This window comes from Sinorhizobium prairiense, assembly GCF_029201645.2.
GTDB lineage: Bacteria > Pseudomonadota > Alphaproteobacteria > Rhizobiales > Rhizobiaceae > Sinorhizobium > Sinorhizobium meliloti_A.
Map to the genome: position 1 here is coordinate 402,021 of NZ_CP104132.1, position 17,049 is coordinate 419,069.

A 17,049-nucleotide genomic window follows, 5' to 3' on the forward strand; every position below is an offset into this window, starting at 1 on the left:
GAGGGAGTGCTATGGCGTTGGATCGTGCCGACTTTTACGACGCAGAATTGGCGCGACACAATCGCCACCTGCGGGTTGCTGCCGACTTTGGCGCAGATGATCGGGTGCTCGATATCGGCTGCGGTGCAGGACAGACGACGCGCGAGGCCGCCCGCGCCGCGTCGCAAGGCGAAGCGATCGGTGTGGATATTTCCGCGGAGATGCTTGAGGAGGCAAGGCGACGGAGTGCCGCTGAGGGTCTGCGGAATGTGATGTTCGAGCAGGGCGACGCGCAATTTCACGGATTCCCGACCGGCAGTTTCGACCTTTGCATCAGCCGGTTTGGCGTGATGTTCTTTGCCGATCCGGCGGCGGCATTTGCCAATATCGGCCGGGCCATGCGCCCCGGCGCGCGCCTTGTGTGGATGGTATGGCAGAGCCGGGAGCGTAACGAGTGGTCGCGCGCCATCCGGCAAGCCCTGGCGCCGGCAATTGCGGTTTCCGCAGGTGCTGCCGACCCGTTTTCACTTGGCGATCCTCCGGTTGCCGCGGACCTTCTGAGATCGGCCGGCTTTACTTCGATCGACTTTGCGGACGTGCGAGAGCCGGTCTTCTATGGATCGGATGTCGATGCCGCGTTCGATGCACTCACCAGCCTTTATCTTGTGCAGGACGCTCTCGCGGCCGCAAATGAACCGCCGGACAAACCACTGCAGCGGCTGCGCGGCTTGCTTGAGGCGCATATGACCCCGAAGGGCGTATTTTTCGACTCTCGCGCGTGGATCATGACTGCCCGCCGGCCAGGTGGAGGCTGACTACGCCAAGAATGTCTGCGATCAGCAAGTGGTCTGCCAAGTGGACACTGTGTCGGTATCCGATGTTGGGAATGAGTGAGACGGCGAAGCGCGGTTGCCCGTTCCTTCGGCGATCTGGCGTGCCAAGATTTCGACCCCTGTACTATGAAAGAGACCACCGCTTCTTGACGTCTGCATTGTATAAGCTACAACTTGTCCTTGCGGCGTGACCACCTCTCCTCCTGAAGCGGGATGATCGTCATGTGTCAAAAATCCTCTGGATCGCAGCAGTCGACGCAATGTAAGGCTGCCGTGCATGCGGTGTCCTGTCCTGCAGCGTTGTTCCTTCTTGCGCATCCCGTTTTCACCTTGCTGCGCTCTGGCAGAGAAATGCTTGCAGCGGCTCTCGTGCTCGGACTTTGCGCGACCGCCAGCGCCGATGACGTGCTTTTCGAAAACGTCCACATCTTCGACGGAAAAAGTGCTGCTCTTTCGGCGCCGTCGAATGTTCTGGTCCAGGGCAATGTAATCGCCAAGATTTCGATAAGCCCGATCGAAGCCGAAGGCGCTGAGCGCATTGCCGGCAACGGGCGAACGCTGATGCCGGGCCTGATCGATGCGCACTGGCATGCGATGTTGGCTGCTTCCACCCCGGCAGAGGCAATGGGCGACGTCAGCTTCGCCAGTATCCTGGCCGGCGATGAGGCGACGGATACGCTGATGCGCGGCTTCACCACCGTTCGCGACGTAGGCGGGCCGGCGTTCGGCCTCAAGCGGGCCATAGACCGGGGCATCATCCCCGGACCGCGCATCTATCCGTCCGGTGCCATGATCACGGTGACCAGCGGGCATGGCGATTTCCGCCAGCTCACCGACCTGCCAAGGAGGACAGGCGGCCTGCTCACCCCGATGGAGACGAGCGGGGGTGCCATGGTCGTGGACAGCCCCGACGAGGTGCGTCTGCGCGTCCGCGAGCAGTTCATGCAAGGCGCCGTTCTGATCAAGCTGACGGCCGGCGGCGGGGTGTCTTCACCCTTCAGCCCGCTCGACGTCACCACCTTTACCGAGCCGGAATTGCGGGCCGCCGTGGAAATCGCCGAGAATTGGGGCACCTACGTCGCCGCGCACGCCTTCACCCCTGATGCGATCCGGAAGGCTATCGCTGCTGGTGTGAAGTGCATCGAACACGGCTTCCTCATGGATGAGGCCACCGCCAAGCTGATCGCCGAAAAGGACATTTGGCTGAGCTTGCAGCCACTTCCGGAATTGATGAGGACAGGCCTTCGCGAGGGTTCGGTCGAGCGTGCCAAGGCCGATGAGGTGTGGCCGGGTATCGGCAGGACGTACGAACTGGCAAAGAAATACAAGATCAAGACCGCGTGGGGCACGGATGTCCTGTTCTCCCGTGCACTGGCGAGGCAACAAGGAGCAATTCTTGCCTCACTCGTGCGTTGGTACACGCCTTCCGAAGCGCTCGTTATGGCGACGGGGACCAATGCCGAACTGCTGGCGCTGTCGGGCCAGCGCAACCCCTATCCGGGAAAGCTCGGCGTGATCGAGGAAGGCGCGCTCGCGGACCTCCTGCTCGTCGAAGGCAATCCGCTGGAGAATATCGACCTGGTGGCCGATCCCGCCAACAGCTTCAAGATCATCATGAAGGACGGCATGATCTACAAAAACACACTCGCCCAGTGAGCAACGACGGCCTGATGGCCCCACCGAAGACTGCTGTCGTCGCATGCTACTGATGGACTGAGGAGATCGTCTGAGAGGTAGGTGCATGCCCGCCGCAAGAATGAAGATAATTTACACTACCCAAATTCTGATAGCGACTCTGCTCCTCCTCGCAATGCTCTCGATGGCAAGTTCGATATTTGCCCCAGTAGCTTTTGCGCTATTTATCATCGCGCTTGTGTGGCCGACGCAGTGCCGCTTGCAGGCTATGCTCCCTCGCCACTTGGCGCTCATCATCAGCTTCCTCTTGGTCGTGCTCGCCATCGTCGCGTTCGGCTGGCTCATAGCCTGGGCATTCGGGCATGTCGGCCGGTGGTTCATCGCGGATGCAGCGCGTTTTCAGCAGCTCTACGATCAGGTTCGCCTGTGGCTCGAGGAACACGGCGTAGCGGTTGGCATGCTCTGGTCAGAGAACTTCAGCGTTGGCTGGATCGTGCGTACTGTACAGGCCGTAAGCGGCCGGCTTAACAGCACCTTGAGTTTCTGGCTGATCGCGCTCGTCTATGTCCTGCTCGGGCTGATGGAGGTGGAGGCTTTCGGGCGCAGGCTCGAGGCCATGCGAAACCGGACGGGCAGTACATGGTTTCTTCGTGGCAGCCAACAAACCGCTATGAAGATTCGCCGCTACATGATGATCAGGACCGTGATGAGTGTCGTCACCGGGCTTCTGGTTTGGATTTTCACCCGCGCTGTCGGGCTGTCTCTCGCCGAGGAATGGGGCTTTATCGCGTTCGCTCTCAACTACATCCCCTTTCTTGGGCCGCTTGTGTCCACCCTGTTCCCGACGCTCTTTGCTCTTATCCAGTTCGGGACTGTGGAGACCGTCTTGATTGTCTTTACGGGCTTGAACCTCATTCAGTTCGTTGTGGGCAGTTATATCGAGCCACGAGCCTCAGGCAGCGCGCTGTCAATGTCCCCTGTCATGGTCCTGTTTTCCGTTTTCTTGTGGGGTTACTTATGGGGGATCTTCGGCGCCTTCATCGGCGTGCCGATAACGATCGCGTTGCTGACCTTCTGCAACCAGCATCCGTCCAGCAAGTGGCTTTCAGAATTGTTCGGTCTGGAGATCGCAACCGACGCTTCGACGCCCAGCGGATAATGCGGTCGTCATCGTCGAGCCATGCTATGTGGGTCAAGCGATTACGATCGCGCCGATACCGTCCCGGCAGTCAGGTGGGTGGCGATGCCTGATTGTTTCCAGTTTTGTCCGGCCGGGGAAAAATGCAAATCTCAGCCAAGCCACGCCATGCGCCAGAAAATCGATCCCCAGCAAGAGTGCAAGGAGCCAAAGGCCCGTCTTCGGGAACTCGGCCAGGACGACAAGTCCCGCGCCGGCCCCGAACGCTCCCGACAGCATCATCGGCCATCCTGCCTCACGCCAGTGGCTAATGCTGAGCAAGATCCTGACGGCGCCCGAGAGGAAGAACAGCAGGCCGACCGTGTAGGTTTGCAGCAAGTCTTGTGTGCGCCCTGAGCGGGCCACCATGTTCGTGAGGACTTCCATCACGCCCGAGCCGGCGACGTCGGTTAGCATCAAGCCCAGGGCGATATATAAAAATCCGAGCAGCGTTTGCCATGACAGGCCACCCCATCGTCTCGCCCAGAAGGCATATACGATTTCGAACACGCCAACCAAGATGGCGGCGGTTCCGACGAAGGCCGGAGTGACGACTGGTGCAAACGCCACATCCCCCAGGACGACCAGTCCCGCCAGAAGCATGACGCCGCCAAGGACCACCCGAACAGAAGGCGGGGGGCCGCTCGGGTCGCCACCTGCATTGACCGGCATGGTGTCGTAAGATGCCATGGCTTCCTCGTGACTCCGGCTGCTCGTTGCAAACACTATGCTCCGAGAAGCGGTGCGATCGTCGGCAAATCTTCAAAGGCGTCGGCGCATCGATCCGCGGGCGGATTGACCGTCTGTACGGACCTTGCGCCTGCAGTGCCGGGCGGCAGATCGCACTATCGCCGTTCATTTCGGCGAAGGACGTGGCCCGCGATGAAAGCTATACCGATGAGCAGAAGGACTACTCCTGCCAATCCGATTCCGAACGAGCCATATCGGTAGCCGGACGCCGCGAGGAGGAAACCAATAATGATACTCGCGAAGCCGATTAGCTTCATTTTCATCAGGTTGAAGTTTTCGCCGTATCCTGCCATGTGAGTATCCAATTTCTGCGCGTCCGGTTCAGTCGTCACCAGCGCGAACGGCGTCTAAGCGGCGCTCGCTTTCTGCAAGGCGTCCCGCAGCAGTTGCTCCTTGCTTTCATCCAGTGAGGTTTTCAGGATGGTGCCGCCAAATGGCGATATGTCCTTCAGAACCTTGTCCTCAGTCATCTCCTTCACCAGCACGAACAGCGCCGCATTGCCGGGCTGAAGGCCTCTGGCAAGTTCCTTCATGAAATCGTCGTTGATGCCCACATCGCTCAGCGCGCCCCCGATTGCTCCGGAGGCCGCACCTACGGCCACCCCGATCAGCGGGTTGAGGAACAGCACACCGACGAGCAGTCCCCAGAAGCTTCCTGAAGCGGCACCAGCCGCAGTGAGGTTCATCAGTTGATTCAACTTGACCTTGCCTGCGTCAGTCTTTGTCGCGATCACGGCGTCGCCCAATGTGAGCAAGTATTCTTTCTGCAGTCCAATCAGGCGCTGTCGGACTTCTTCGGCTTTGTCTTCACTGGGATAAATAATGGCAATCAGGCTGGACATGACTAACTCCCATTTACGTTAGTTGCGAAGCTTAGCGGCAACCTGGCGCGCACCCTGAATGCCCAATGGTGCCGGTCGCGCAGGCGTTCACGGCCTTCCGGGAATAAGGTTGCAGGGCGCGCCAGGCGGCAGGTTTCATCGGCACCTTGCGATGATGATTGTCCCGTCGGGCTGTCTGTATCTGCAGTTGCCACGGTTGTAGGACGGAGTCGTTGCAGTTCCGACCGCGGCCCCAACCAGAGCTCCGCCAGCCGCACCGGCGACGGTGCTCGTTGTGTTCCCTCCAATCAACTGGCCAGCCACCGCGCCTGTTCCGGCGCCTATCAGAGCTCCGCCCAGGCCGCGTTGGTTCTGTTCGGTGGCGCACCCACCGGCAAGCGCGGCCACAACCGCAAGCGTGAGAGGGAGTATCGTCCTTCGGGTCATGGCATTTCTCCTTGTGCGAGAGCGCCAATCTCTGGAAAATTATCGGGCTGAGAGATCAGACGATTCTCAGGGCAGGGCTAGAGGCGCTCCGGGCCAGCGACCGCCGATCTTGGTCAGTAATCCACCGCATCACGGGTAATTGGGCAGGTCATGCAATGGCCACCGCCGCGTCCGCGACCGAGTTCGGCGCCCGTAATGGTGATCACTTCAATGCCGGCTCTGCGTAGAAGCGTATTGGTGTAGGTGTTGCGGTCGTAGGCCAGCACCACGCCGGGCGAGAGGCAGACGAGATTTGCGCCGCTGTCCCATTGCGTCCGTTCGCGCACATAGGCGTTCCCGCCGGTCTCGACCACGCGCATTTCCTTGAGACCCAGGGCGTCCCGCACCGTTTCGACAAACGAGCCACGATCCCTGTGGAGCTCGACGGAGCCCGGCTTCTCACCCGGTCTGTAGGAGAATGCCTCGATTTCGTTGACAATGTCGGGGTAGATAAGCACGCAGTCGCGGTCGGCGAAGGTGAAGACCGTGTCCAGGTGCATAGCCGCACGTAATTTTGGCATTGCGGCGACGATCACGCGCTGCGCGGCGCCTCTTCCGAACAGGGTTGCGGCGAGCTGGCTGATCGCCTGCCGCGACGTTCGCTCGCTCATGCCGATCAACACGTTACCTTTGCCGATCGGCATGACGTCGCCGCCCTCGAGTGTGGCGAGCCCCCAGTCCAGGGTCGGGTCGCCCCACCAGACATTGACCTTGCCGGCGAAATCCGGATGGAACTTATAGATCGCAGTGGCGAGAATAGTCTCTTCGTGACGCGCCGGCCAGTAGAGCGGGTTGAGGGTCACTCCGCCGTAAATCCAGCAGGTGGTATCACGCGTATAGAGCGTGTTGGGCAGCGGGGGAAGGAGATACTCTGCGACTCCAGCAGCGTCCCGGATCAAATCCAACATTTCGCCGCCAATAGCCTCGGGGAATTCATGGGTCGAAAGTCCGCCTATCAGGGTTTCCGCAAGCTCCCGGTCGGGCAGCCCTTCGAGGTAGCTGCGGATCTCGTCAACGAGCTCAAGCCCGACCTGGTTGGGCACGACCTGGTTATCGAGTATCCACTTCCTGGCTTCGGGAAGTGCCACGGTCTGGGCCAGCAGGTTGTGCATCTCGACAACGTCGACGCCGCGGTCTCGCATCTTGGTCATGAAGTCGAAATGATCGCGCCGGGCGTTGTCGACCCAGAGGACGTCGTCAAACAGGAGGGCGTCACAATTGCTCGGCGTTAGCCGTTGATGAGCACGCCCCGGCGCGCAGACCATGACCTTGCGTAACTGGCCGACCTCGGAATGCACGCCGAAAGTGTGCTGGGTCGAGCTTTCAGAAGACATGGCAAATCTCCTTTTCAGATCGTCAGGTAGCCGGTGGACAATCCGATGATCGCGGCGATGCAGCCGATGACTGCAGTCGCGAAAATCAGCCAGTCGATGGATGTGTTGAAAACGCGCTTGCCCCGCTCCCGTCTTGCCCAGAAATAGAGGATCGTGCCAGGGGCATACAGAAGAGCCGACAGCAGGACGAACTTGATGCCGCCCGCGACAATCATGAAAAATGTGTAGACGGCGGCGATGCTGGCGATGATCAGGTCGCGGGTGCGTTCACGCGGCCGGACCTCGTAAGTCTCGGCGCGTTGAGCCAGCATGAACCCGAAGGCAGCCACGAACATGTAGGGGATCAGCGACATTGCGCTCGTCAAGTTCAGCATCAGCGCGAACGCATCCCGCGACCAGTAGGTGCTGATGACGAACAGTTGGACGATGATGTTGGTAAGCCACAGCGCCGCTGCGGGCACCTTGTTTTGATTCTCGGTGCCGAAAAGACGGGGCATGTCGTCCGTGCGCGCGGCCACGTAGAGCACTTCCGCGCACACCAACGACCAGGCGAGATAGGCGCCAAGCACCGAGACGATCACCCCGATGCTGATGAAAACCGCACCCCAGGGGCCGACGACGGCAGCAAGCACTCCGGCCATCGAAGGCTGGCTCATGGCGGCGATCTCGGGGCGCGTCAGGGCCGCATAGGGCAGCAGCGTGACCAGCACCATCAGCGCGCTGACTCCGATGAAGCCCATGATCGTGGCCGTTCCGATATCGGAGCCCGTCTGAGCATAGCGCGAATAGTTGCTCGCCCCTTCGATGCCGATGAAGACGAAGACCGTCGCCAGCATTGTTGCCTGGATTTGTTGGAGGAGGGTTGCCTCCGGCATCCCCTCGCCACCCCAGAAGTTGAGCCGGAACAGGTCGAGCTTGAAGAAAAAGAACAGGATGATGATGAAGGCAATAATAGGAATGACCTTCGCGACGGTCACGACGGTGTTGACAAACGCCGCCTGCTGGATGCCTCTCAAGATCATGAAGTGAAAGAGCCAGATACCGATCGAAGCGACGAGAATTGCGACGACAGTATTGCCGTCACCGAAGACTGGGAAAAAATTGCCAAGCGTGGACTTGATCAGCACCCAGTACGACACGTTGCCGATGCAACTGCCGATCCAGTAGCCGAAGGCGGATAGAAAGCCGGGATAGTCGCCAAAACCTTCTTTGGCATAGGCGAAAACGCCGGCGTCAAGATCGGGCTTGCGTTCCGCCAGCGACTGGAAGACGCGCGCCAGCATGTACATGCCGCCCCCTGCAATGCACCAGGCGATGATTGCGCCGAACGGCCCTGTTGCGACGCCAAACGTTCGCGGGAGCGAGAAGATGCCTGCGCCGACCATGGAACCGACGACCATGCCAGTCAGAGCAAACAGGGAAAGCTTCTGCGCCATCGCATTACTCCCGGATTCGCCGATGAAAGAGGCGTCTGCGGAGGTGCGGACGCGCGAACAACTCTGGAGATCGTTTGCTTGACAGGTGAAATTACGGATATCGCATGCGGCGTGGAATTTTGAAGATGCTATCTACTTCTGGCGCCGCATTATAGCGTACTTGAATTAATCACAATGTTAACGTGTAATACTCAAAATTGCAAGAGCGAACCGATTTGCTGATGAAAGGCCTGACGCAAGGACGTGCGATCTACATTGCCGCGCGTGACCTTCATACGGGTAAGGGACACTTAACGCTTTGCATCATTTTATTTTTTTCTCAATCTATATAGTGATGCGGCCGGTCAGGAGACCGTAGATGCCGACTAGGCATCCGGCCACTACCGCTGTGAAAACGAGCCATTCCCGAGGGCCGAACACCGGCTTCTTCTGTTCTCGCCTTGCGTAGACGAACAGGACCGTTCCAAGCGCGTAGAGAATGGCGGAAAGCAGCAGGAACTTCAGGCCGCCGGCATAGATCATAAATGCCGTGTAGACGGTGGCGGCACCCGCGAAGATCAGATCGCGGAGCCGCTCTTTAGGTCTGATGTCATAGGTCTCGCCCCGCTTGGCGACAAGGAAGCCATAGGCTGCCACCAGCAGGTATGGAACCAGAACCATTGCGCTCGTCAGGTTTACCATCAATCGAAACGCATCTTCCGAAAACAGGGTGCTAATGAGGAAGAGCTGGATCACGCCATTGCTCAGCCAAAGAGCCGCCGCCGGAACCTTGTTGCTGTTCTCCCTGGCGAGTACGCTCGGCATGTCTCCGTTTTTGGCGGCGCAGAAGAGCACTTCGACGCAGATCAGCGACCATGCGAGATACGCTCCGAGCACGGAAACGATCAAACCGGCACTGACAAAGACGGAGCCCCATGGCCCGACGACGGATTCCAGAACGGAAGCCATCGATGGTTGGCGCATGCCCGCGATTTCGGGTCGTTCCAGGACTCCGTAGGGCAGCAGGGTTACCAGCACCATCAGTCCCAATACGACTACGAACCCCAGTGTCGTGGCCACGCCCACATCGGAACGCTCGCGCGCGTAGCGCGAATAGACGCTGGCGCCCTCTACGCCGATGAACACAAAAACGGTGACCAGCATGGTCGCACGAATCTGCTCGAAAAGGCTCGCCTCGGGCATGTCCGCGCCGCCCCAAAAATTGGTGCGAAAGAGGTCGGTCTCGAACGCACCGAGCAGGATGACTATGAAGATCAGAATGGGCACGATCTTTGCCACGGTGACGACGGTGTTGATGGCCGCGGCCTCTCTGATCCCTCGCAAGATCATGAAGTGGAAGCCCCACAGCGCGACAGAGGAGACAAGCACAGCCGCGATCGTGTTGCCGTCGCCGAAGAACGGGAAGAACGCGCCGAGGGTGGCCTTGATCAACACCCAGTACGACACATCGGCGATGCAGCCGACCAGCCAATAGCCGAGAGCCGAAAGGAAGCCGGCATAGTCGCCGAAGCCGGCGCTCGCATACGCGTAGACGCCTGCGTCGAGGTCCGACTTGCGTTCCGCGAGCACCCGGAACACGTGAGCCAGAGTGAAGATGCCCGCCCCTGCGATGCACCAGGCCACAATCGCTCCGAACGGACCAGTCGCACTGCCGAAGGTGCGCGGCAGTGAAAATATGCCCGCTCCCACCATGGAACCGACGACGAGCGCGGACAGCGAAGCGAGCGAAAGTTTCTGAGCAGTGCTGGTCATGCGGCCTCCGATTGCGTTACGGTTGCCTGATTAAAAGCACTTTCTGATGAGCTGCCCCTACGTGTTAGGGCCGAAACGTTGTACCTCCTGCTTCAAAACTTCAAGCTGTAAAATCCTCAGGGGACCCGGCTGGAGATAGTTGTGATAATCTGCGTCTGTCGCCAGTACCCAATGATCCCGGGTGGTCTAGCGGATTAGCGGCTCGTCAGTTCCGGTCCCTTCGCGGCGGTGGATCGGCGTTGTCTCCTTTTTGCGCCTCCACAAAACGAATGATGTCGTCGACCATGCGGGCGTCCCACAGATCGTTATGGCCGGCGTCGTAGATGAGCATCTGCTTGGGCTCGGGAGCGATTTGATACAGAGCGTCGCCTGAAGACAATGGGATGATGGTGTCATGCCGGCCGTGGATAAACAGCTTCGGTTGCCTCACCTCTGCGATTTTCAGATCTGAGCGGAAGGGATCCTTGGTGAGGAGCGCAACCGGGAAGAATGGATAGTAGGTCTGGGCGAGCGAGAGGACCGACAGGTAGGCAGACACGAGGATGACCGCGACTGCCGGCCGTTGTCCAGCCGTATTGACCGCCACACCGCTTCCCAGCGACTGGCCCAGCACGACGATCTCGTTTCCGGAACGTACCGCAAGCCAGTCGAAGGCGGCAATGCCATCAATCAATAAGCCATGCTCGTTCGGCGTCCCAGATGATCCCGGATAGCCGCGATAGGAAAGCGCGAGCAGGCCGATGCCGCGTGCGGCAAGAGCCTGGGCGAAGAAGCCATAATTGCTGACCCGGTCGGCATTTCCGAGGAAGAACAACACCGACGGCTGGCCGGGCTCGCTCTGGCTATAGAGGCCATGAAGCGCTTCTCCATCGCTCGTTTGGATGTACACGTTCTGCCCCCAGCTCGCTCGCTCCGGCGCCGAAGTTGCGCTTGCACCGGGGTAAAGGAGCGCGCGCTGGGACAGATACGTCACGCCGACAAGCGAGATGTATGCGAAAGCCGCCAATAGCGGCAAGATCAGCAGGAGTTTAGTGGCATTCACAGTTCATGCCCGCTGCTCGTCCGCTCCATTGAGATCGTCGGGTTAGTATGCCCAAATGGGACCTGCCATCACAACGTTCTTGTGTCGCCGGTGAGTCTCGACCCTGCTTACGCCGGCGGCATGCGTCCTGGGGAATGTAAAATTTCCTTCACTCCGACATGGAATAAGCCATTCTTGCGATCAGCTGTTGGCGTGAACTGCGGAGGCGTGACATGAGTAAGTCAAAAGACGAGGTAGAACGCATCGATTGGCTCGAAGCGGAACTTGCTGACACAATCGACGAGGATTACGAGCTCGAGCTTTCAGAGCCGGCCTTATCCGAGGAAATACGCAAGATTTACCGTAAAGCGCACCCTCCGACGCTTCCCCGCATGGACTATTTCCGCGCGCTCCTGGCGTTGCAGGCGGAGCTAATCAGGCTGCAGGACTGGGTCGTCTACCACAAGGAGAAGGTCGTCGTAATCTTCGAGGGACGCGACGCGGCTGGAAAGGGCGGCGTCATCAAGCGCATCACCCAGCGACTCAATCCGCGCATCGTGAGAACGGTGGCACTGCCGGCGCCGTCCGATCGCGAGAAGACTCAATGGTATTTCCAGCGTTATGTGCCACATCTTCCGGCCGGCGGCGAAATCGTCCTCTTCGACCGCTCCTGGTACAACCGCTGCGGCGTCGAACGCGTCATGGGCTTTGCGACCGAGGAGGAGGTCGAGCAGTTCTTCGACGACGTGCCGGAATTCGAACGCATGCTGGTGCGCTCCGGCGTTCGGCTGGTCAAATATTGGTTCTCGATCACCGACGAGGAACAACAACTGCGCTTTCTGACGCGCATCCACGACCCGCTGAAACAGTGGAAGCTCTCGCCGATGGACCTGCAATCGCGCGTGCGTTGGGAAGCCTATACCAAGGCCAAGGAAGAGACCTTCGCCCGTACCAACATTCGCGAAGCGCCATGGCACATCGTCGAGGCCAACGACAAGAAGCGGGCGCGGCTCAACTGCATCGACCATCTCTTGAAGCAAATCCCTTATGAGGATGTGCCGCACGAGGATATCACCTTGCCGGAGCGCATTTTCAATCCCAACTACGAGCGGAAGGTCCTGCCTCCGGAGCTTTATGTTCCCGCGAAATACTGACATCTCGGATACAAAGGCGCGAAAACATCCGGCGAGTCGTCACGGCGGGGATGGTCGCAAACCCGGCGTGGGGAAATTCACCGCAAATTGCTCTTCGGAAACAGTACGCGATCGGGTTCTGCGTTCATTCGCGCCAGCATTTCCTTGATCAGGCGTGTTTTGGTGCGCCCCGCTTCCTTCGGCGGCACGAGATAACGCACGATGGCCTCGAGCCAGGTGTTTTCGCTGACGCGAAAATGAACCACGGGATGCTCCTTCACCTCGAGTTCGTCCACCGGCGTATTCGAGAGGATGCGCTTATAGATCTTCACCTTCTGGCTCATGATGTCGCCGACCTGCTCTTCCACGACCTCTCTCATGGTCAGCGCCACGAACTCCAGATCGCTTTCATAGGCGAGCTGGAACTTGATTTCGTTCCAGACGTAGGGAAACAGCGGCCAGGAATAGTTGAAGACCGGCGTCTCGAACACGGTGGAGTTCGGAAACTTGATGATGCGTCCGCTCGGATGATCGGTCCAGAGGTACTCGCCGCCGAATTCCCACAGCGTCGTATCGAGATAGCTGACATCAATGACATCGCCATGGGCATCGCCGATGCGAATTCGGTCGCCGACGCGATATGGCGCCCTGGCCAGGATATAAATCCACGCGATGAAACTGGAGATCGGCATTTGCAGCGCAAAGCCGAGAATGAGTGAAATCAGGCCGAGCGAAACGACCGCGGCGTACCAGTTTACGAATAAGACCGAAATCGCCACGAAGACGATGGCGACCACGACGACCAATCGAAAAATACGTTTCAGGTTGAAACGCGAGACACGGTTGGGAATTCGGCCAATGAGAAAGACTTCAATGAGGTTCGAAACGGTCAGCATAATAAAAATGAGAAGGCCGCCCTTGACGTAATTCATCACGCGGAGGCGTAAGGGCGCGTCAAACCAATCCAGGCGCCAATTGATCAGGACTTGGACGCCAAAAAGCAGCAAGGCAGCGGCCGCGAAGCCAACCGTCCACCAGACGTCTTCTTTGCGAAGGCTGAAGCGAAATTTTTCCTCGGGCCTTTTCGCCTTCTGTTGCATGGTTTTTGGATCAGCGGTCTGTTGCGCGACCCGTTCGAGCCGGGAAAGGTTCTCCTGTTCCTTGTCGCGTCGTTCCATGGGTTCACCCCGGTGTCGCCATCCCCGTCCACACAGTCTAAGGCAGCGAGCAACCCATTATATCATCGTTAAACGCCGAAGTGGGCACCATCCATGTTCAGCACACTGGCCGAGTCGATGGCTGCAGTCCGCAATGACACGCAAGCTGCCATCCAAGGCGGCAAGGTTGGAGCTATTCGCAGGCCGATCCCGAACGTTGGAAATGACTCGCGTTCTCCGGGGACCGGGCGTTAACTGAGTTATCGTGACAGAGGAGGCTGACATGGCCATGTATCTCACTCGCTTCAGCTACACGCCCGAGACGTGGGCGCGAATGATCGAAAACCCGGAAGATCGCCGTGAGGCGGCACGTTCGTATATCGAATCCGTCGGCGGAAAGCTCCATGGGTTCTGGTACGCCTTTGGCGAGCATGACGGTTGGAATCTGTGGGAGGCGCCCGATAACGTATCGATGGCGGCCGTCGCCCTTGCCATCGGCGCAGGAGGCGCGCTCAGCTCTATCGAAACCACTCTCCTCCTCAGCGTCGAGGATACGATGGAGGCCCTTGGAAAGGCAAAGTCGATTGGGTATCGTCCCCCTGGAGCCTAGGCGTGGTGCACTCTTCCCACCCATATTGAAGGTGAGTGGCGCTTCGTGACTTCTCCGTTCGCCGTCCAAGTTCTCGTTGAAGTGCCGCCAGTTCCACGGCGTTGATGCACGGAAGTGCCTGACAGGAGATCGCCATGTGCTCCATGCTGAAAAGCATCGGCCTAGCTGTTTTGCTTTTGTTGTACACACTGACTGCCAACGCTGCTTCGCTCGTCATTTCTCCGACCTCGGTCGAGCGTGTTGCACCGGATCGAGCGGCGGTTTTGCATCTTAGAAACCAGGTGAGCCGCCCGGTCGACATCGAGGTGCGGGTACTTCGTTGGAGTAAGGAAGGCGGAGTAGAGCAACTGAAGCCGACCAACGATGTCGTTGCAAGCCCGCCATCAGCACGGCTGCCGCCGCACGGCAACCGCATCGTCAGTGTGGTACGCGTCAGCAAGGAGCCGCTACGCTTGGAGGAGAGCTACCGGGTGTTGATCGACGAGTTGCCCGATCCAAAGGGGAGTAGGTCGGGTGCCGAAAGCGTGGCCGTGCAACACGTTCTGCCAGTCCTTTTCCGCACTCCAGAAGCTTCGGCGTCGGAGGTTGATTGGAGTCTGGCACGCTCCCGCGGCTGGCTCATGCTCGTGGTTGAAAATAATGGGGCCAGGAGGCTGAGGCTGTCTGATGTGAAGCTGATGCAGGGCGGGGAAGTCATCGCCCGACGTGACGGGTTTGTCGGATATGTGCTGCCGGGCCTGACGAGGCAATGGCGAGTCGGCACGGAGGACAGTTATTCGGGCGGCCTTGTGACACTTTCAGCGAAAAGCAACGGCAGCGCGATCGATGCACAGCTTGGCGTCAGCGGTCGCTAGGAACTTGATTCGAGCTTGTTCATCTCGATCCGCGGCAGCGGTCAAGGACGAGCCGCGAGGCTCACGGTAACCGGTCTGGGCTCAGGATGAGCGCGGAAAAGCAGTTCTGAAACCACGTCCGAAGTGCTGCGATGTCATTGCGCTGTTCCAGCCCCAGGGCGGAGGCAAAATGATAGGCGTCGCCGGCAAGTGTTTGCGAGAATGGGGCTTCCAGCAAACCAGCAGCAAGTGCATCGGCGACAAGGACTCGACTGGCGATGACCACGCCCTGGCCGGCAATGGCCGCCTGGACGGCCAGCATGCTATCGGGAAATCGGGGGCCGGCACTAGTATCGAGGTCGGCGATGCCGGTCTGTTCACACCAGCGATTCCAGTCGGGTTTCGACGTCGGGCGACTTCGCCCGTCGATGTGGATCAGCGTGACGCGCCGCAGGTCCTCAAGTTGCGACAGACCGAGTCCTGGGCTGCAAACCGGCGTCATCACATCGCTGCAAAGTTGCGTGCTGGCTGCGCCGGCGAATGGACCACGCCCGTAACGTATCGCGGTCTCGATGCCCCCGGCGCGCAAGTCCTCAATCGTGTTCGACGTGTGCAACCGCAGGTCGATCGTCGGAAGGGCTTGGCGCAGCGCATCCATTCGCGGCACCAGCCAGTGACTCAGAAATGCTGTCGTCGACGTCAGGGTGACTGTTGTCGGCGCCGATTCTGCCAGCAGTCGTGCGACGGCCCGTTCGATTTCGCCAAAACCGGAGGCCGTCGCCTCGTAAAGCGCCCTACCCGGCGGCGTCAGCGTCACGGCTCTGGGCGTCCGGTCCAGTACGCGCAGGCCCATATAAGCTTCGAGCTGTTTGACCTGATGGCTGATTGCCGTAGGCGTGACCAAAAGCTCTTCGGCTGCGGCCTTGAAGCTGGCGCGGCGCGCGGCGGCTTCAAAGGCGCGAAGTGCGGACAAGGGAGGCAGGCGCAAACGTTGCATGCTGAATCCAGTTCATCTTAGAGCTGAGGATTTCGATTTTTATCCTTCAATAAGAAAAAGCTACAGTGATGAAAGCTACGCTACACTAAATTTAGCTCATTCAAGTCGGGGTACAAAATGGTTGAATTGATCGCAGGTCTCATCGATGTATTTGCGGATGTGCCGCTGTCGGGCAATCCGCTGGCCGTGGTACAGGACGCCGACGACCTGACCGACGACCAGATGCGACGGATCGCGCGCGAATTCAATCAAGCCGAGACCACATTCCTCATGCGGAGCACACGGGCGGACTGGAAGTTGCGATCGTTCACTGCGAGCGGTGCAGAGGTGTTCGGTGCGGGTCACAATGCCCTTGGGGCCTGGCTCTGGCTCGGGGAGAATGGCGATCTTGGTTCGCTGACCGCGGCCCGAACCTTTCAGCAGGAGATCGGCAGAGATGTTCTGCCGATCGAGCTCGAGTCGGTCGGCGGTCGCATCCATGGCCGCATGCGCCAGATGCCTTTGAGCCTGTCGGACCCGCTCGATGACGTCGCACCTCTGGCTGACGCTCTCGGCCTAGATCCCAGAGACATTTTGCCCGACCCGCCTGCACGTCCGGCCGATACCGGAGCCACGCACCTTATGGTGCGCGTCCTGAATGCGGATACCGTAGACAGAGCGCGGCCGATGGCCGACAAATTGCTCGCCGTTCTCGAGAAGACGCCTGCGGAGGGCTGCTATATCTATGCACTCGACGCCGATGCGCCGGATACGGCTTACGCTCGGTTTTTCAACCCCTCCGTTGGTCTCTGGGAGGATGCTGCGACGGGAACCGCGGCTGGCCCCCTGGCGGCCTATCTTGCCGCCACGGGAAACCTTACGAACGACGAACTGGTCATCGAGCAGGGCACCAAAATGGGCCGCCGGAGCATTCTGCGTGTCCGGCTTGCTCCCGTGCCGGAACTCTCCGGCGCCGGGATCGTCGTGGTCAAAGGAGTGATCCGGCTTTAGAGCACTTCCAGGAAAAGTGTGCAGCGGTTTCCCGGACACGGCGAAGCGTCATCGACAGAGCGCCTCCGCGTTTCAATGAAACACGGAGGCGCTCTGAACCTGCCG

The 17,049-nt window shown here is 59.4% G+C and carries 16 protein-coding genes; 7 read left to right on the forward strand and 9 right to left on the reverse strand.

Annotation, left to right across the window (positions count from 1 at the left end):
- Nucleotides 1–11: 11 nt before the first annotated feature.
- From N0Q91_RS21565 to N0Q91_RS21575, 3 genes are all read left to right on the forward strand, one after another.
- Entirely contained in the window at nucleotides 12–794 is a 783-nt protein-coding gene (locus N0Q91_RS21565; protein WP_275598169.1) for a class I SAM-dependent methyltransferase, read from the forward strand.
- A gap of 369 nt (nucleotides 795–1,163) precedes the next feature.
- The gene (locus N0Q91_RS21570) at nucleotides 1,164–2,468 is read left to right on the forward strand and encodes a metal-dependent hydrolase family protein (RefSeq protein WP_275598170.1); all 1,305 of its coding nucleotides are present in this window, start codon (nucleotides 1,164–1,166) and stop codon (nucleotides 2,466–2,468) included.
- 85 nt (nucleotides 2,469–2,553) lie between these two features.
- Nucleotides 2,554–3,606, forward strand: a complete 1,053-nt coding sequence (locus N0Q91_RS21575) for an AI-2E family transporter (protein WP_102762067.1) — start codon at nucleotides 2,554–2,556, stop codon at nucleotides 3,604–3,606.
- Nucleotides 3,607–3,639: 33 nt separating this feature from the next.
- Here N0Q91_RS21575 and N0Q91_RS21580 read toward each other — a convergent pair whose 3' ends face one another.
- The 7 genes from N0Q91_RS21580 to N0Q91_RS21610 form a co-directional block, all read right to left on the reverse strand.
- Entirely contained in the window at nucleotides 3,640–4,314 is a 675-nt protein-coding gene (locus N0Q91_RS21580; RefSeq protein WP_275598171.1) for an HdeD family acid-resistance protein, read from the reverse strand.
- Nucleotides 4,315–4,721: 407 nt separating this feature from the next.
- The gene (locus N0Q91_RS21585; protein WP_275598172.1) at nucleotides 4,722–5,216 is read right to left on the reverse strand and encodes a DUF1269 domain-containing protein; all 495 of its coding nucleotides are present in this window, start codon (nucleotides 5,214–5,216) and stop codon (nucleotides 4,722–4,724) included.
- A gap of 135 nt (nucleotides 5,217–5,351) precedes the next feature.
- Entirely contained in the window at nucleotides 5,352–5,642 is a 291-nt protein-coding gene (locus N0Q91_RS21590) for a YMGG-like glycine zipper-containing protein (RefSeq protein WP_102762072.1), read from the reverse strand.
- Nucleotides 5,643–5,755: 113 nt separating this feature from the next.
- The gene (locus tag N0Q91_RS21595; RefSeq protein WP_275598173.1) at nucleotides 5,756–7,015 is read right to left on the reverse strand and encodes an arginine deiminase; all 1,260 of its coding nucleotides are present in this window, start codon (nucleotides 7,013–7,015) and stop codon (nucleotides 5,756–5,758) included.
- Nucleotides 7,016–7,029: 14 nt separating this feature from the next.
- Complete coding sequence (locus tag N0Q91_RS21600) at nucleotides 7,030–8,451, reverse strand: basic amino acid/polyamine antiporter (RefSeq protein WP_275598174.1); 1,422 nt, start codon at nucleotides 8,449–8,451, stop codon at nucleotides 7,030–7,032.
- A 324-nt stretch (nucleotides 8,452–8,775) separates the two neighbouring features.
- Complete coding sequence (locus N0Q91_RS21605; RefSeq protein ID WP_275598175.1) at nucleotides 8,776–10,203, reverse strand: basic amino acid/polyamine antiporter; 1,428 nt, start codon at nucleotides 10,201–10,203, stop codon at nucleotides 8,776–8,778.
- Between the two features lie 205 nt (nucleotides 10,204–10,408).
- Complete coding sequence (locus N0Q91_RS21610) at nucleotides 10,409–11,245, reverse strand: alpha/beta hydrolase (protein ID WP_275598176.1); 837 nt, start codon at nucleotides 11,243–11,245, stop codon at nucleotides 10,409–10,411.
- 212 nt (nucleotides 11,246–11,457) lie between these two features.
- On the opposite strand from N0Q91_RS21610, the gene ppk2 reads away from it, so the two are divergent.
- Nucleotides 11,458–12,378 (forward strand): polyphosphate kinase 2, encoded by a 921-nt coding sequence (gene ppk2, locus N0Q91_RS21615; protein ID WP_018096460.1) that lies wholly within the window; start codon nucleotides 11,458–11,460, stop codon nucleotides 12,376–12,378.
- Nucleotides 12,379–12,455: 77 nt separating this feature from the next.
- On the opposite strand, the gene N0Q91_RS21620 is transcribed toward ppk2, so the two are convergent.
- Entirely contained in the window at nucleotides 12,456–13,535 is a 1,080-nt protein-coding gene (locus N0Q91_RS21620; RefSeq protein ID WP_275598177.1) for a mechanosensitive ion channel family protein, read from the reverse strand.
- A gap of 262 nt (nucleotides 13,536–13,797) precedes the next feature.
- On the opposite strand from N0Q91_RS21620, the gene N0Q91_RS21625 reads away from it, so the two are divergent.
- Together N0Q91_RS21625 and N0Q91_RS21630 are read left to right on the forward strand one after the other, a co-directional pair.
- A complete protein-coding gene (locus N0Q91_RS21625) occupies nucleotides 13,798–14,124 on the forward strand; it encodes a GYD domain-containing protein (protein WP_275598178.1) in 327 nt (108 codons plus the stop codon).
- Nucleotides 14,125–14,258: 134 nt separating this feature from the next.
- Nucleotides 14,259–14,978, forward strand: coding sequence for a fimbrial biogenesis chaperone (locus N0Q91_RS21630; RefSeq protein WP_102762079.1), 720 nt, complete (start codon nucleotides 14,259–14,261; stop codon nucleotides 14,976–14,978).
- A 61-nt stretch (nucleotides 14,979–15,039) separates the two neighbouring features.
- Here the strand turns inward: N0Q91_RS21630 and N0Q91_RS21635 are convergent, their stop codons facing one another.
- On the reverse strand, nucleotides 15,040–15,954 hold the full coding sequence (locus N0Q91_RS21635; RefSeq protein ID WP_275598179.1) for a LysR substrate-binding domain-containing protein: 915 nt from the start codon (nucleotides 15,952–15,954) through the stop codon (nucleotides 15,040–15,042).
- A 117-nt stretch (nucleotides 15,955–16,071) separates the two neighbouring features.
- Here N0Q91_RS21635 and N0Q91_RS21640 point away from each other — a divergent pair, with 117 nt between their 5' ends.
- On the forward strand, nucleotides 16,072–16,944 hold the full coding sequence (locus tag N0Q91_RS21640; RefSeq protein WP_275598180.1) for a PhzF family protein: 873 nt from the start codon (nucleotides 16,072–16,074) through the stop codon (nucleotides 16,942–16,944).
- The last annotated feature ends 105 nt before the right edge of the window (nucleotides 16,945–17,049 follow it).